This window comes from Silanimonas algicola (assembly GCF_054777375.1).
In genome coordinates this window covers 303,180-318,410 of record NZ_BAAHAS010000002.1, presented here as the reverse complement: position 1 = coordinate 318,410, position 15,231 = coordinate 303,180, and the positions used below count along the sequence as shown (strand labels likewise).

The window sequence follows — 15,231 nt, the reverse complement described above, 5'->3', positions numbered from 1 at the left end:
ATGGACCGCATCGACAAGGCGAACGACCGCCGCCGTTTCCTGGCGGGCGCCACCCGCATCGCCCTGGGCAGCGCCGCCGCCATGGCGACCATGGGCCAGCTGCAGATGGTGCACGCTGCCACGAGGACGGCCGACAAGTACAAGGCGCTGGTCTGCGTCTACCTGTTCGGCGGCAACGACAGCTTCAACATGGTGGTGCCGCGCAGCAGCACGGCGTACGCGACCTACAGTGCTGCTCGGCCCGCCTTGGCGGTCCCGCAGGCCAACCTCCTCGCCATCACGCCCAATGCGGGCGGCGGCGGCGTGGACTGGGGCCTCCACCCGGCGATGGCCGAACTCCGCGCCCTGTTCGAAAGCGGGCGTGCAGGCCTGATCGGCAACATGGGACCGCTGGTGGCGCCGACCACGAAGGCGGACTACCAGAACCGTCGCGTGCCGCTGCCTCCGGAGCTGTTTTCGCACGTCGATCAGCAGGCCTACTCGATGTCGATGGGCAGCGAGACCGCGGCGAAGGCAGGCTGGGGTGGCCGTCTGGCCGACCGCCTGCAGTCGGCGGGCTTCGGCTCGACGATCGGACTGCCCATCGGCCTGACGATGTCCGGGGCCAATGCCTGGCTGGCCGGCTCGGAAACCGGCATGTATACGCTCGGCAGCTCCGGTCCGGCGCGCATCGACAGCAGCCTCCGCACCGCCACCGACGCGCGCAACGTCGCCCGACGCACCGCCTTCAACCAGTTGCTGGACGCGGCGCAGCGGGACGGTTCGGCCTTCGTCCGCGAGCACGGGCGGATGAACCGCCGCGCCATCGACTTCAGCGAGTCGGTGTTCAACGCGATCAACAACGGGCCGACCCTGGCCACGACATTCCCGACCGGCCGGTTCGGCGACACGATGCGCACCGTGGCCCGAACCATCGCCGCGCGTGGCGCGCTGGGCCAGCGCCGGCAGATCTTCTTCGTTGGGATCGGTGGCTGGGACACGCACGACGGCCAACCGACGGCCCACCCCGGCCTGCTCACCCAGGTCAGCCAGGGCCTCGCTGCCTTCTACAACGCCACAGTGGAACTCGGCATCGCCAAGGACGTCACCACGTTCACCATGAGCGATTTCGGCCGCACCCTGAACAACAACGGCGACGGCACCGACCACGGCTGGGGCGGCCACAGCTGGATTCTCGGCGGCGACGTCGTCGGTCGACGCATCTACGGCACCATGCCCGACTATGCGCTGGGCTCGTCGCTGGACGTCGGGCGCGGGCGGATGATCCCGACCACGCCGGTCGAACAGGTCGGCAGCACCATGGCGCGCTGGTTCGGCCTGTCGCTGTCCGACGTCAACGAGATTTTCCCCAACATCCGCAATTTCGGCACCGGCGCCGACTACCTGCCGATGCTCGCGAGCACCAATGCGCTGCTCAACGACGTGAACTTCACGCGTGGCCGCGGCGCCGGCAAGGGTTGATGCCGGGCCGACATCCCCAGCCATACGCACTGGTATGCTCCGGGTGAGTCGCTTCGTCCGGAGTCGTCCGTGTTTCGAGTCGCCCTGCTGGCCCTAATCGCTTCCGTGCTGTCCGCCTGCGTGAGCGGACCGGTGAAGCGCGTATTCCCTCCGGAGGCACGGGTGCAGGAAATCCGCCTCGTGGACGGTCGCACCGAAGTGCTGCTTCGCGTCCAGAGCTTCAGCACCGTCCCCAGCGAAGTGCAGTCCTATTCGCTCACGCTCGAGTTCGCCGGCGACGACGTCGCCAAGCTGGAAGGCACGACGTCCACGACGGTGCTGCCGCAGGCCGCCGAGGTCCTCACCATCGCAACGACGATCGACGAGACCGGAAGCCAGCGGGCTCGGTCCGCACTGGCCAACGGCACGGCGCTCCGCTACCGCATCCGCGGCACGATCACCGTGGAGCCCACGGGACGTGCCTATCCCATCGATTACAGCAGCGCGCTGAGCCGGGCCCCCGGCCTCGACGGCGTGCTGCGTTGACGCCGACGCTTCCCATTCCATTTACGCGAGCCACTTTCTCCACATGAACACTTACAAAGCCCCCGTGCGCGACATGAGCTTCGCGCTGTTCGACGTGATCCAGGCCGAAGCGCTCTACGCGAAGCTCGGCATCGAGGCCGCCCAGCGCGACGTCATGGATGCCGCACTCGAGGAAGCCGCGAAGTTCAACGAGACCGTGCTGGCGCCGCTCAACAGCGTCGGCGACCGCGAAGGCTGCACGCATGACAAAGCCACCGGCGCGGTGAAGACGCCGAGCGGCTTCAAGGAGGCCTATGCGCAGTTCGTCGAAGGCGGCTGGGCCGGCATCACCGCGCGCGCCGAACTCGGCGGCATGGACCTGCCGGAGAGCTTCGGCGTCCTGATGAAGGAGATGATCGACGCCGCCAACCTGAGCTGGGGCAACTACCCGCTGCTCTCGCACGGCGCTACCGAAGCCCTCAAGCACCACGGCGAGCCGTGGCAGCAGGAGGTCTTCCTGAAGGCGATCGTCGAAGGCCGCTGGACCGGCACCATGTGCCTCACCGAGCCGCACTGCGGTTCCGACCTGGGCCTGCTGAAGACCCGCGCCGAGCCCATTGCCGACGGCAAGTACGCCGTCACCGGCACCAAGATCTTCATTACCGGCGGCGAGCACGATTTCACCGACAACATCGTGCACCTCGTGCTCGCGCGCCTGCCGGACGCACCGGCCGGCACCAAGGGCATCTCGCTGTTCATCGTCCCGAAGATGAAGGTCGCGCGCGACGGCACGGTCGGCGAGCGCAACGCCGTGCGCTGCGGCTCCATCGAACACAAGATGGGCATCCACGGCTCGGTCACCTGCGTCATGAACTTCGACGGGGCCGAGGGCTACCTCATCGGCCAGCCGAACAAGGGCCTCTCGGCGATGTTCACCATGATGAACACCGCGCGCCTCGCCGTCGGCATCCAGGGCTTGGGCCTGATTGATCGCGCTTTCCAGAACGCCCTGCGCTACAGCCGCGACCGCCTGCAGATGCGCGCGCTCTCCGGCGCGAAAGAACCCGCGAAGCCGGCCGACCCGATCATCGTCCACGCCGACATCCGCCGCATGCTGCTCACCAGCAAGGCACTGGCCGAGGGCGGTCGCCTGCTGTCCTACCACGCGGCGACCCTGGTCGACATCATGGAGCGCAGCAGCGATGAAACGGAACGCAAGCAGGCCGACGACCTGCTGAGCTTCCTCACGCCGATCGTGAAGGCCTGCCTCACCGAGTGGTCGGTCGAGTGCACCTACAACAGCCTGCAGTGCTTCGGCGGCCACGGCTATGTCGCCGAGTGGGGCATGGAGCAACTCGCCCGCGATGCACGCATCACGACGATCTACGAAGGCACCACGCAGATCCAGGCGCTCGACCTGCTCGGCCGCAAGGTGATGCAGCAGCAGGGCGTGGGCCTGAAGCAGTTCCTCGGCATGATCCAGCAGTTCTGCGAACAGAACATTGGCAACCCCGCGGTCGCCGAGTTCATCGGCCCGCTGGCCACGCTCGCCAAGGAGTACGCCGACACGACGATGGCGGTGGGCCGCAAAGCCGCCGGTAATCCGGAAGAGATCGGCGCGGCCTCGGTCGACTACCTGTTCTACTCGGGCTACGTCGCCCTCGCCTACTGGTGGGCGAAGAGCGTGGCCGTCGCCGAAGCCGGCGACTACCCGGCGGACTTCAAGACGGCGAAGCGCGAGACGGCCCGCTTCTACTTCCAGCGCCTGCTGCCGCGCACCCGCTTGCACAAGGCCGGCATCGAAGCGGGCCCGGACTCGCTGCTCGCACTGGACGCCGCGCTGTTCGACAGCTGATCCGTCGGGCCGGGGGGCTTCGGCCCTCCGGTTCCAGCGCCAGCAAAAAACCCGCCTCTCGGCGGGTTTTTCGTTGCATCGAATTGGTCGGGACGGCGGGATTCGAACCCACGACCCTTTGCCCCCCAGGCAAATGCGCTACCAGGCTGCGCTACGCCCCGACCGGAAAATCATTCACTGCCAAGCAGCGAGGCCGCGCAGTATAGCGGCTGCCATCGCCGGGGTCGATGACCTTCGGACACAGGCTCAGGATCGCAGCAGCGCGAGCACCGATTCCAGCTCTTCGCGCACTTCGCGGAGGACGGCCACGTCGACCCCGGCTGACGCCGACACGGACACTGCGCTGGCCGCCTTGGCCTTCGCGCCACCGGCCGGCGCCTGCTTCTCGGTGTCGATGCGCAGGCGCGCACCGCCGATGGTGTAGCCCTCTTCGTACAGCAGGCCACGGATCTGGCGGATCACCAGAACGTCGGCGCGCTGGTAGTAGCGGCGGTTGCCGCGGCGCTTCACCGGCTTCAGGGTCGGGAATTCGGTTTCCCAGTAGCGCAGCACGTGCGGCTTGACGTCGCACAGCTCCGCCACTTCACCGATGGTGAAATAGCGCTTCGCCGGGATCGGCGGCAGCTCGCGGTTACTTCCCGGGTCCAGCATAGGCGTCCACGCGCTCCTTCAGCTTCTGGCCCGGGCGGAAGGTCACGACGGTCCGCGCCAGGATCGGGATTTCCTCGCCGGTCTTCGGGTTGCGACCCGGCCGCTCGTTTTTGCGGCGCAAGTCGAAATTGCCGAATCCGGAGAGCTTCACCTGCTTGCCCTGTTCGAGCGACAGCCGGAGCACGTCGAAGAACGCGTCGACGAACTCCTTGGCCTCGCGCTTGTTGAGGCCAACGTCCTCGAACAGCCGCTCCGCCATTTCGGCCTTGGTCAATGCCACGTCGCCCCCTCAGGTCATCGCAGACGGGCGCCGCAGTCGCGCTCCAAGGCCGCCAAGGCGGCCTGGACCGCCTGATCGACGTCCGAGTCGGTCAGAGTGCGGGAAACATCCTGCAGAATCAATCCCATAGCGAGGCTTTTGACCCCCGTTTCGAGGCCCTTGCCGGCATAGCGGTCGAACACCTTCACTTCCCGCAGCAGGCCGCCCAAGGCCCCGCGGAGGCTGGCCTCCAGGTCGGCCCAAGGCCGATCCTCGGCCACCACCACGGCCAGGTCACGCCGCACCGAGGGGAATCGCGACAGCTCGCCAGCCTTCGGCACGGCCCGGGCCTCGAGGCGAGCGAGGTCCAGCTCGGCCACGACCACCTCGCCGTCGAAGTCCAGCGCCTTGGCCAGGGCCGGGTGCAGGTGGCCCACGAACCCGAGGGGCTCGCCGCCCAGCGTCACCGCGGCGCTGCGGCCCGGGTGCAGCCAGGGCACGCCCGCCGCCGGCGCGAAGGCCAGCGCGGCCGCAGCCGGACCAGCGAGGGCTTCGAGGTCGCCCTTGAGGTCGTAGAAGTCGACCCCGCGCGAGGCCACGCCCCACTGCTCGGCCTTGGCGCTGCCAGTGGCGGCGAAAGCGATGCGGCGGGTTTCGACCGGCGCGGCGCCGGCCGAAGCCGGGGCGTGGAAGACGCGCCCGATCTCGCACAGGCGCACGCGCGTCTGCTGGCGGGCGAGGTTGCGGCGGATCGCCTCGACGAGGCCCGGCAGCAGGCCGGTACGCATCGTGCCGAGGTCGGAGGCGAGCGGGTTCAGCAGGGCGACGGCGCCCGCCTCGAGACCCCAGCGCTGCAGCAGCGCGGCGTCGACGAAGGCGAAGTTGATCGCCTCGTGGAAGCCCCGGGCGGCGAGCTGGCGGCGTAGGAAGGCGTCCGGCGCGCGCGTCTCGGTGTGGTCGGCCAGCGGGATCTCGCCGGCCGGCAGCGCGGCGGGCACGGCGTCGTAGCCGTGGATGCGCGCCACTTCCTCGACGAGGTCCTCCTCGATGGCGATGTCGAAGCGCCGCGCCGGCGGCGTGATCCGCCAGCCGTCGGCCGTCGCCTCGACGCCCATGCCCAGCGCCACGAAGATGCGCGCCACCTCGGCGTCATCGATGCGTTGACCGAGCACGCGGGCGAGGCGCTCACGCCGCAGCGTCACCGGGGCGCGCTGCGGCAGCTCGGCCTCACGGACCGCCTCGACCACCGGGCCGGCCGCGCCGCCGAGGATCTCAAGCACGAGCTTGGTCGCGTACTCCAGCGCCACGCGCGGCAGTTCCGGATCGACGCCGCGCTCGAAGCGGTGCGAGGCATCGGTGTGCAAGCCGAGCTTGCGGGCCCGACCGATGATCGCCGAGGGCGCAAAATGCGCGGACTCGAGGAAGACACGCGTCGTCGCGTCGGTCACGCGGGTGTCGAAACCGCCCATCACGCCCGCCAGCGCCACCGGCCGGTCGGCGTCGGTGATGACGAGGAAGCCGGCGTCGATCGCCGCTTCGCGCTCGTCCAGCAGCTTCAGCGACTCGCCGGCACGGCCGTGGCGTACGCCGACCGGGCCCTTCAGCGTGTCGGCATCGAAGGCATGCATCGGCTGGCCGAGTTCGAGCATCACGAGGTTGGTGATGTCGACCAGCGGGCTGATCGGGCGAAGGCCGCAGCGCTTCAGCTTTTCGGTGAGCCACGACGGCGAGGTCGCGTTCGGGTTCAGGCCTTCGATCACACGACCGCAGTAGCGCGGCGCGTCGGCGCCCGCATGGAGTTCGACCGGCAGCGTGGCCGTCACGGTCGCGGCGACCGGCGCGGCGTCGAACGGACGCACCTGCGCGCCGAGCGCGGCGGCCACGTCGAAGGCGATGCCGCGGATCGAGAAGCAGTCGGCGCGGTTCGGCGTGAGCTTCAGCTCGATGCGCGCGTCCGGCAGGCCGAGGTAGGCGCTCAGCGCCGTGCCCACCGGCGCATCGGCCGGCAGTTCCAGCAGGCCCGAGGCGTCCGGGTCGATGCCCAGCTCCTTGGCCGAGCACAGCATGCCGAAGCTCTCGACGCCACGGAGCTTCGCCGCCTTGATGCTCAGGCCACCCGGCAGCGACGCACCGACGGTCGCGAGCGGCGCCTTCAGGCCCGCGCGCGCATTCGGCGCGCCGCAGACGATCTGCACGTGTTCGCCGCCACCGATCGCGACCTTGCACACCTGCAGGCGGTCGGCTTCCGGATGGCGGACGGCCTCGACGATCTCCGCGACGATGACGCCCGGCAGCTCGCCGCCGATCGGCTCGACGCCTTCCACTTCCAGGCCGATGGCGGTGAGGGCCGCGCACAGCGCGTCGCGGTCGGCCTCGACGGCCACGTGCTCGCGCAGCCAGCTTTCGTTGAACTTCATGCGAACTGCCCCAGGAAGCGGACGTCGTTGTCGAAGAAGCTGCGCAGGTCGTTGACGCCGTAGCGCAGCATGGCAAAGCGCTCGACGCCGAGGCCGAACGCAAAGCCGGTGTATTTCTCGGGGTCGATGCCGCAGCTGCGCAGCACGTTCGGATGCACCATGCCGCAGCCCAGCACCTCCAGCCAGCGCGTGCTGCCGTCCGGCTGCTGCCAGGCGATGTCGACCTCGGCCGAGGGCTCGGTGAACGGGAAGTAGCTCGGCCGGAAGCGCATCTCGAAGTCGCGCTCGAAGAACGCGCGCACCAGCGCCTTCAGCGTGCCCTTCAGCTCGGCGAAGCTGACGTTCTCGCCGACGACGAAACCCTCGATCTGGTGGAACATCGGGGTATGCGTCTGGTCGCTGTCGCTGCGGTAGACCTTGCCGGCGGCGATCACGCGCAGCGGCGGCGTCTGGCCCTTCATCGCGCGCACCTGCACCGGCGAGGTGTGCGTGCGCAGCAGGCGGCCGTCGCCGAAGTAGAAGGTGTCGTGCATGGCGCGCGCCGGGTGGTGCGGCGGGAAGTTCAACGCCTCGAAGTTGTGCCAGTCGTCCTCGATCTCGGGGCCGTCGGCGAGGTCGTAGCCGAGGCCGCGCAGGATGCCGGTGAGGCGTTCGATGGTGCGCGACACCGGATGCACGACGCCCATTTCCCCATCGCGGCCCGGCAGCGTCACGTCGATGCGCTCGGAGGCAAGGCGTGCGTCGAGCGCCGCCTGCTCCAGCACGGCCTTGCGGGCGGCAAGCGCCTCGCCAATGGCATCGCGCGCCTTGTTGATGCCTTCACCGACGGCCTTGCGCTCGTCCGGCGGCAGGGTGCCCAGGGACTTCAACTGCGCGGTGATGCTGCCCGACTTGCCGAGCAGCGCGACGCGAAGCGCTTCGAGCGCCTCCAGCGTCGTGGCGGCGGCGATGTCGGCCAGCGCGGTGGTGGTGAGGGTTTGCACGTCGCTCATGCGAAGCGGACCTGTCGATGGATGTCGAGGGCCGAATCACGAATCCCGGCCCGGAAAAAACAAAAGGGAAGGACTTGCGCCCTTCCCTTTCGCGTTCGCTTGCCGCATCAGGCCACGCCGAAGCGCCGCCGATGCAGTGTCCGCTTTACGCCGCGAGAGCGCGCTTGGCCTGCTCGGCAACCGCGGTAAACGCGGCGGCGTCGTGGATGGCCAGGTCGGCCAGGGCCTTGCGGTCCAGCGTGACGTTGGCCTTCTTGAGGCCGTTCATCAGGCGGGAGTAGCTCAAGCCGTTCAGGCGGGCCGCCGCATTGATGCGGACGATCCACAGCGAACGGAAATCGCGCTTCTTGCGCTTACGGCCGATGTACGCGTACTGCTGGGCCTTGGTGACGGCCTGCTTGGCGACGCGGAAGACCTTGCGGCGGGCGTTGTAGTAGCCCTTCGCAGCGGCAATGACTTTCTTGTGACGGCGGCGCGCCGTGACACCACGCTTGACTCGTGCCATGGGTCAGTCTCCTCAGAGGTACGGCAGCATGCGGTCCAGACGGCCCGCGTCCTCGGCACGAACATGGTTCGTCTGCCGCAGGTTGCGCTTCCGCTTGGTCGCCTTCTTGGTGAGGATGTGGCTACGGTTGGCGTGGCCGCACTTGTACTTGCCGGAGGCCGTCTTGCGGAAACGCTTGGCGGCAGCCCGGTTGGTCTTGATCTTGGGCATAACGGGTCCTTTCGGAGTGCTTTTACTGGCCGGGCGACGGCGTGAACCGTGCTTTCCTTCCTGCCCGAACCGGCGGTAACCGGGCCTCGCTCAGCGCGGGGCTCCGGGGATCCTCTCCCGCAATGCGGGAACCATGAATTATGAAACAGAAACGCCCGCCATGGCAAGGCGGGCGTTCCGGGGTTCAGCCTGCGTCCGGGCATCCGGCCCGGCCGGCGCCCCTCGACCGGAGGACGGGCCTCAGGCCTTCTTCTTCGGCGCCAGCATCATCACCATCTGGCGGCCCTCGAGGCGCGGGCGCGACTCGACGATGATCTCGTCGGCCAGGTCGGCCTCGATCTTGGCCGCCATCGCGATGCCGAGCTCCTGGTGGCTCATCTCGCGACCGCGGAAGCGGATGTTGATCTTGACCTTGTCGCCTTCCTCGAGGAAGCGGCGGATGTTGCGCAGCTTGACGTCGTAGTCGCCGACGTCGGTGGTCGGGCGGAACTTGAGTTCCTTGATCTCGACCTGCTTCTGCTTCTTCTTGGCCGCCGAGGCCTTCTTCTGCATCTCGAAGCGGAACTTGCCGAAATCCATGATCCGGCACACGGGCGGATCGACGTTCGGCTGGATCTCGACGAGGTCGAGGCCGGCGTCTTCGGCCATGCGCAGCGCTTCATCGCGCGACAGGACACCGACGTTCTCGCCGTCCGCACCGATCACGCGCACGCGCGGGACGCGGATCTCGAGGTTCTTGCGATTGGGTTTTTCAGTACTGATGGGGCAGTCTCCAGGGGTGCTTCAACCCGCCGCTCAGGCGACGGGACCGTTCTCTGCTGCGAGCTTCGCCGCGAACGCCTCGACCGGCATCGACCCGAGGTCGACGCCCTCGCGGGTACGCACGGCGACGGTCCCGGTTTCCTTCTCGCGGTCGCCAACGACCAGCAAGTACGGGACCTTCTGCAGCGTGTGCTCGCGGATCTTATAGCCGATCTTTTCGTTCCGCAAATCGGATTCGACCCGGAAGCCTTGATTCATAAGGGTTTTCCTGACGCCGGCCACGTAGTCGGCCTGGGCATCGGTGATATTCATCACCACGGCCTGGATCGGGGCCAGCCAGGCGGGGAACGCGCCGGCATGGTTCTCGATCAGGATGCCGATGAAGCGTTCCATCGAGCCGACGATGGCCCGGTGCAGCATGACCGGGTGGCGGCGAGCGCTGTGCTCGTCCACGTACTCGGCGCCGAGGCGCTGCGGCATCATGAAATCGACCTGCATGGTGCCGACCTGCCAGCCGCGGCCGATCGAGTCGCGCATGTGGTACTCGATCTTCGGGCCGTAGAAGGCGCCCTCGCCCGGCAGCTCCTCCCACTCGACCCCGGCGGCCCGCAGCGCGGCGCGGAGGGCGTTCTCGGCCTTGTCCCAGGTCGCGTCGTCGCCGAGGCGGGATTCGGGGCGCAGCGCGATCTTCATGGCGATCTCGCTGAAGCCGAAGTCCGAATAGACCTTCATGGCCTGCTGGTGGAACGCGGTCACCTCGGCCTCGATCTGGTCCTCGGTGCAGAAGATGTGCCCGTCGTCCTGCGTGAAGCCGCGCACGCGCATGATCCCGTGCAGCGCGCCCGAGGGCTCGTTGCGGTGGCAGGCGCCGAACTCGCCGTAGCGGATCGGCAGGTCGCGGTAGCTGTGCAGGCCCTGGTTGAAGACCTGGACGTGGCCCGGGCAGTTCATCGGCTTCAGCGCGTAGGTGCGCTTCTCCGACTCGGTGAAGAACATGTTGTTCTGGTAGTTGTCCCAGTGGCCGGACTTCTTCCACAGCGACACGTCGAGCACCTGCGGGCAGCGCACTTCCTGGTAACCGGAATCGCGGTAGACGCGGCGCATGTACTGCTCGACGACCTGCCACAGGCGCCAGCCCTTCGGGTGCCAGAAGACCAGGCCCGGGCCCTCCTCCTGCACGTGGAACAGGCTCTGCGCCTTGCCGATCTTGCGGTGGTCGCGCTTCTCGGCTTCCTCGAGCTGGGTCAGGTAGGCCTTCAGGTCCTTGTCGTTCAGCCAGGCCGTGCCGTAGATGCGGCTCAGCATCTGGTTGTTCGAATCACCGCGCCAGTAGGCGCCGGCGACCTTCATCAGCTTGAACGCGCGCAGCTTGCCGGTGTTCGGCACGTGCGGGCCGCGGCAGAGGTCGGTGAACTCGCCCTGCGAGTACAGCGACAGGTCCTCGGTGGCCGGGATCGACTCGATGATCTCCGCCTTGTAGTGCTCGCCCATCCCCTTGAAGAAGGCCACGGCCTCGTCGCGCGACTTCACCGAGCGCGCCACCGGCAACTGCTCGGCAACGATCTTCGCCATCTCGGCTTCGATCTTCGGCAGGTCGTCGGGGGTGAACGGCCGCTCGTACGCGAAGTCGTAGTAGAAGCCGTTGTCGATGACCGGGCCGATCGTGACCTGCGCACCGGGGAACAGGCGCTGCACGGCCTGGGCCAGCAGGTGGGCGGTGGAGTGGCGCAGCACGTCGAGGGCGTCGGCATGCTTTTCGGTGACGATCTCCAGCGAGGCGTCGGCCTGCAGCGGGAAGCTGGCATCGACGAGCCGGCCGTCGACCTTTCCGGCCAGCGTGGCCTTGGCAAGCCCCGCGCCGATGCTGGCGGCGACGTCGGCGACCGTGGTGCCGGGCTCGTACTGGCGCTGCGAACCGTCGGGAAGCGTGATGGCGATCATGGGCGGTGGGGCTCGGAATTCGGGGATTCGGAAAAGAAAAAAGGGCGCACAGGCGCCCTTTCAAGGATCCAGAGGGACTGCGCGGGATTCAGCGATGGATTCCGTTGCGCGTCATGGTGATCGTGTTCGTTCGAACTACGTCTCTCTGGTCGACATGTTGTGGTGGGCGGTACAGGGTTCGAACCTGTGACCCCTACCATGTCAAGGTAGTGCTCTACCGCTGAGCTAACCGCCCGAGCAGGAACCCGAGGGCTCCGCCGAGTCGCGCACTATACCGGGACCGGCGGGGCCGGGCAAGCCCGCGGACGCCGGGTCGGCGCGAGGGCTCAGGAGCCGATGATCCGCGCCTTCAGCTTGTGGATCTGGTCGCGCACCTCGGCGGCCTGTTCGAATTCGAGGTCCTGCGCATGCTTGAACATGCGCGACTCGAGCTCCGCGATGCGCTTGGCGGCAACCTCCGGATCGAGGTAACCCGCCGCCTCCTCGGCCACCGCCATCGCCCCAGGCGCCGCACCCCTGACCTTGCCGCGCCCGCGCGCCTTGGGGGCATCGGCCTCGGCCCGCGCGCCTTCCATGATGTCGCGGATCTCCTTGCGCACCGATTTCGGCTCGATGCCGTTGACCCGGTTGAACTCGGCCTGCTTTTCGCGGCGACGTGCGGTCTCGTCCATGGCCGCGCGCATCGACGGCGTGATCTTGTCGGCATAGAGGATCGCCTTGCCGCGAAGGTTGCGCGCCGCGCGTCCGATGGTCTGGATGAGGCTGCGCTCCGCGCGGAGGAAGCCCTCCTTGTCGGCGTCGAGGATGGCCACCAGCGACACCTCGGGCATGTCGAGGCCCTCGCGCAGCAGGTTGATGCCGACCAGCACGTCGAACGTGCCCAGCCGCAGGTCGCGGATGATCTCCACGCGCTCGACCGTCTCCACGTCGGAGTGCAGGTAGCGCACCTTGATGCCGTGCTCGCCGAGGTAGTCGGTGAGGTTCTCGGCCATCTTCTTGGTCAGCGTGGTGATCAGCACGCGGTCGCCCCAGGACACGCGCTCGCGGATCTCCGACAGCACGTCGTCGACCTGCGTGGCCACCGGGCGCACCTCGACCTCGGGATCGAGCAGGCCCGTGGGGCGGACGACCAGTTCCACGATCTCGCCTTCCGACTTCTCCAACTCGTAGCTGCCGGGCGTGGCCGACACGTAGATCGAGCGCGGCGAGCGACGCTCCCACTCCTCGAAACGCAGCGGGCGGTTGTCGAGCGCCGACGGCAGGCGGAAGCCGAAGTTCACCAGCGTTTCCTTGCGCGCCCGGTCGCCCTTGTACATGCCGCCGATCTGCGGGATGGTCACGTGCGACTCGTCGACAACGAGCAGCGCATCGGGCGGAAGGTAGTCGAACAGGCAGGGCGGCGGCTCGTCCGGCATGTGGCCGGTCAGGTGCCGGCTGTAGTTCTCGATGCCCTTGCAGAAGCCGATCTCGGCGAGCATCTCGAGGTCGAACTGCGTGCGCTGCTGCAGGCGCTGCGCTTCGACGAGCTTGTTCTGCGAATAGAACCACTGCAGCCGGTCCTGCAGCTCGGGCTTGATGGTCTCGATGGCGTCGAGGATGGTCCGCCGCGTGGTGACGTAATGCGACTTCGGGTAGAGCGTGAAGCGCGGCAGGTCGCGCTGCACAGCACCCGTCAGTGGATCGAACAGCGACAGGCGCTCGATCTCGCCATCGAAAAGCTCGATGCGCAGGCACTCGTCTTCGACCTCGGCCGGATGCACGTCGATGGTCTCGCCACGCACCCGGTAAGTGCCGCGCCGCAGCTCCATGTCATTGCGCGTGTACTGCATCTCGGTGAGGCGGCGGATCAGCTCGCGCTGGTCGATGCGGTCGCCGCGCACGAGGTGCAGCACCATCCGGAAGTACTCGTTCGGGTCGCCGAGGCCGTAGATCGCCGACACCGAGGCGACGATCAGCGCATCGCGACGCTCGAGCAGGGCTTTCGTCGCCGACAGCCGCATCTGCTCGATGTGCTCGTTCACCGCGCTGTCCTTCTCGATGAAGGTGTCGGTGGACGGCACGTAGGCTTCCGGCTGGTAGTAGTCGTAGTAGCTGACGAAGTACTCGACCGCGTTCTCCGGGAAGAACGACTTGAACTCGCCGTAGAGCTGGGCCGCCAGCGTCTTGTTCGGCGCCAGCACCAGGGTGGGCTTCTGGATGCGTTCGACGACGTTCGCGATTGTGTAAGTCTTGCCCGACCCGGTGACACCCAGGAGGGTCTGCGCAGCGACGCCCGCCTCGAAGCCCGCCGTCAGGCGCTCGATGGCCTGCGGCTGGTCGCCGGCGGGACGGTACTCGGACTGCAGCTTGAAGCGCTGGGTCATCGGTGGGGGCGAATGGGGCAACACGCCAGTATAGGTCCCGAGCGCGAGCAGGCCGCGTGGAATTCCTACGCCACTCGGGGTCCGCGGATGACAGCCCGCGAGGCGGCCCCGGTCTGAGCATGGGGCCCACCCCCCAACGGCCCCCCAAGGACGTCCCGATGCGCGCACAGCAAGGCCTCACCCTCCCCGAACTGCTCATCGGCGTCGCCTTGATCGGCGTGCTCGCCGGGCTGGCGGTACCCGCCTTCCAGGGCGTGATCGAACGGACCACCGCCCGGACGGTCGCGGACCGATTCCAAGCGGAGCTGGCCTTCGCCCGCAGCGAGGCCGTGTTTCGCCGCCGGCAGGTCGTCATCTGCCGCACGCGGGATTTCGCCCGCTGCCTCGACTGGGGCGCCTGGTCCGCCGGCGCGATGACCTTCGAGGACCGCAACTACGACCGCGACCTCTCGCCCGGGGAGCCCGTGCTCCGCGTCCAGCAGGAAAAGGACTTCCACGGCCTGCACATGGTCGGCAGCGCGAACCGTCCGGTCATCGGCTTCCGCCCGGACGGGCGCTCTGCCGGCAGCAACACCACCCTGCGCATCTGCGCCAAGTCACTGGAAGCCCTGCGCCTGCTGGTGATCAACACCGGCGGCCGGACGCGCAGCGCCGCCGCGAGGCGCGACACCCCAGCCTGCGGCTCGGGCTGACGCGTCGGCAGGGCTTGACGCGCCCGCGCCGGGAAACGAGAATACGCGCCCTGCCCGAATAGCTCAGCCGGTTAGAGCACTTGACTGTTAATCAGGGGGTCGTTGGTTCGAGTCCAACTTCGGGCGCCAAATGAAGCAAACAAAAAGCCCGCGAAAGCGGGCTTTTTGCTGGGTGGTTGAACCGGGCGCTCACCAGCACTGTGCCGCAGTCACACCCGTGCCCGAGAACGTTTTGGTGCCGGCTTGATTCAACGTGAGGGTGCCGCAACTCTGTTGGTCTTGGCCACCGGCAGGATTGCGTGTGGCGGTCAGCAGGAAGCTGGTGCGCGGGGTTGCGCCCGGATGCGTCAGGGCGATGTTGTAGTAGGCCGTGCCCGTCCTCGGCGACGTCGTGAATGGCAGGTCACATCCGACATACGTGTTGTTCGAGGCGAAGCAGCGCTCCATGAACTGCGCGAGTTCGAGCATGTCGGCCTGCGCCTGACCCATGCGCCCCTTGCGGACCTGCGTCTGGTAGGACGGATAGGCCACGGCCGCGAGCACGGCGACGACCGCCACGACGATCATCAGTTCGATCAGGGTGAAGCCGGTTTCCTTGCGCACGCTCATGACGCCCTCG

General features: G+C 67.9%; 14 protein-coding genes and 3 tRNA genes. 5 read left to right on the top strand and 12 right to left on the bottom strand.

Features of this window, described 5'->3' with window-relative positions; all coding sequences use genetic code 11:
* The 3 genes from ACYVAK_RS06660 to ACYVAK_RS06650 all read left to right on the top strand — a co-directional run bounded on the left by ACYVAK_RS06660 (position 1) and on the right by ACYVAK_RS06650 (position 3,820).
* Positions 1 to 1,461 carry a DUF1501 domain-containing protein gene (locus ACYVAK_RS06660; protein WP_461059201.1) on the top strand — a complete coding sequence of 487 codons (1,461 nt, stop codon included), beginning with the start codon at positions 1 to 3 and terminating at the stop codon, positions 1,459 to 1,461.
* Positions 1,462 to 1,566: 105 nt separating this feature from the next.
* Complete coding sequence (locus ACYVAK_RS06655; RefSeq protein ID WP_461059199.1) at positions 1,567 to 1,986, top strand: hypothetical protein; 420 nt, start codon at positions 1,567 to 1,569, stop codon at positions 1,984 to 1,986.
* A gap of 43 nt (positions 1,987 to 2,029) precedes the next feature.
* Complete coding sequence (locus tag ACYVAK_RS06650) at positions 2,030 to 3,820, top strand: acyl-CoA dehydrogenase C-terminal domain-containing protein (protein WP_461059197.1); 1,791 nt, start codon at positions 2,030 to 2,032, stop codon at positions 3,818 to 3,820.
* Positions 3,821 to 3,904: 84 nt separating this feature from the next.
* On the opposite strand, the gene ACYVAK_RS06645 is transcribed toward ACYVAK_RS06650, so the two are convergent.
* The 11 genes from ACYVAK_RS06645 to uvrB all read right to left on the bottom strand — a co-directional run bounded on the left by ACYVAK_RS06645 (position 3,905) and on the right by uvrB (position 13,920).
* Positions 3,905 to 3,981: transfer RNA gene (locus ACYVAK_RS06645), tRNA-Pro, on the bottom strand.
* An 85-nt stretch (positions 3,982 to 4,066) separates the two neighbouring features.
* On the bottom strand, positions 4,067 to 4,471 hold the full coding sequence (locus tag ACYVAK_RS06640) for a MerR family transcriptional regulator (protein ID WP_461059195.1): 405 nt from the start codon (positions 4,469 to 4,471) through the stop codon (positions 4,067 to 4,069).
* On the bottom strand, positions 4,452 to 4,751 hold the full coding sequence (locus ACYVAK_RS06635) for an integration host factor subunit alpha (protein ID WP_297866961.1): 300 nt from the start codon (positions 4,749 to 4,751) through the stop codon (positions 4,452 to 4,454). Before ACYVAK_RS06635 ends, ACYVAK_RS06640 begins: the two co-directional genes overlap by 20 nt.
* A gap of 14 nt (positions 4,752 to 4,765) precedes the next feature.
* Positions 4,766 to 7,147 (bottom strand): phenylalanine--tRNA ligase subunit beta, encoded by a 2,382-nt coding sequence (pheT, locus tag ACYVAK_RS06630; RefSeq protein WP_461059193.1) that lies wholly within the window; start codon positions 7,145 to 7,147, stop codon positions 4,766 to 4,768.
* A complete protein-coding gene (gene pheS / locus ACYVAK_RS06625; protein ID WP_461059191.1) occupies positions 7,144 to 8,139 on the bottom strand; it encodes a phenylalanine--tRNA ligase subunit alpha in 996 nt (331 codons plus the stop codon). Before pheS ends, pheT begins: the two co-directional genes overlap by 4 nt.
* Before the next feature lie 145 nt (positions 8,140 to 8,284).
* Positions 8,285 to 8,644, bottom strand: a complete 360-nt coding sequence (rplT, locus tag ACYVAK_RS06620; protein WP_297866958.1) for a 50S ribosomal protein L20 — start codon at positions 8,642 to 8,644, stop codon at positions 8,285 to 8,287.
* Between the two features lie 12 nt (positions 8,645 to 8,656).
* Positions 8,657 to 8,854 (bottom strand): 50S ribosomal protein L35, encoded by a 198-nt coding sequence (gene rpmI, locus ACYVAK_RS06615; RefSeq protein WP_002811096.1) that lies wholly within the window; start codon positions 8,852 to 8,854, stop codon positions 8,657 to 8,659.
* Positions 8,855 to 9,094: 240 nt separating this feature from the next.
* Positions 9,095 to 9,616 carry a translation initiation factor IF-3 gene (gene infC, locus ACYVAK_RS06610; protein WP_461060502.1) on the bottom strand — a complete coding sequence of 174 codons (522 nt, stop codon included), beginning with the start codon at positions 9,614 to 9,616 and terminating at the stop codon, positions 9,095 to 9,097.
* A 33-nt stretch (positions 9,617 to 9,649) separates the two neighbouring features.
* Entirely contained in the window at positions 9,650 to 11,557 is a 1,908-nt protein-coding gene (thrS, locus tag ACYVAK_RS06605) for a threonine--tRNA ligase (protein WP_461059188.1), read from the bottom strand.
* A 160-nt stretch (positions 11,558 to 11,717) separates the two neighbouring features.
* Positions 11,718 to 11,792, bottom strand: a tRNA-Val gene (locus tag ACYVAK_RS06600).
* Between the two features lie 91 nt (positions 11,793 to 11,883).
* Entirely contained in the window at positions 11,884 to 13,920 is a 2,037-nt protein-coding gene (uvrB, locus tag ACYVAK_RS06595; RefSeq protein WP_461059186.1) for an excinuclease ABC subunit UvrB, read from the bottom strand.
* 158 nt (positions 13,921 to 14,078) lie between these two features.
* Here uvrB and ACYVAK_RS06590 point away from each other — a divergent pair, with 158 nt between their 5' ends.
* Positions 14,079 to 14,612, top strand: a complete 534-nt coding sequence (locus ACYVAK_RS06590; protein WP_461059184.1) for a GspH/FimT family pseudopilin — start codon at positions 14,079 to 14,081, stop codon at positions 14,610 to 14,612.
* 52 nt (positions 14,613 to 14,664) lie between these two features.
* A tRNA-Asn gene (locus ACYVAK_RS06585) sits at positions 14,665 to 14,741 on the top strand.
* A 60-nt stretch (positions 14,742 to 14,801) separates the two neighbouring features.
* Here ACYVAK_RS06585 and ACYVAK_RS06580 read toward each other — a convergent pair.
* Positions 14,802 to 15,221 (bottom strand): type IV pilin protein, encoded by a 420-nt coding sequence (locus ACYVAK_RS06580; protein ID WP_461059182.1) that lies wholly within the window; start codon positions 15,219 to 15,221, stop codon positions 14,802 to 14,804.
* Between the last annotated feature and the right edge of the window lie 10 nt (positions 15,222 to 15,231).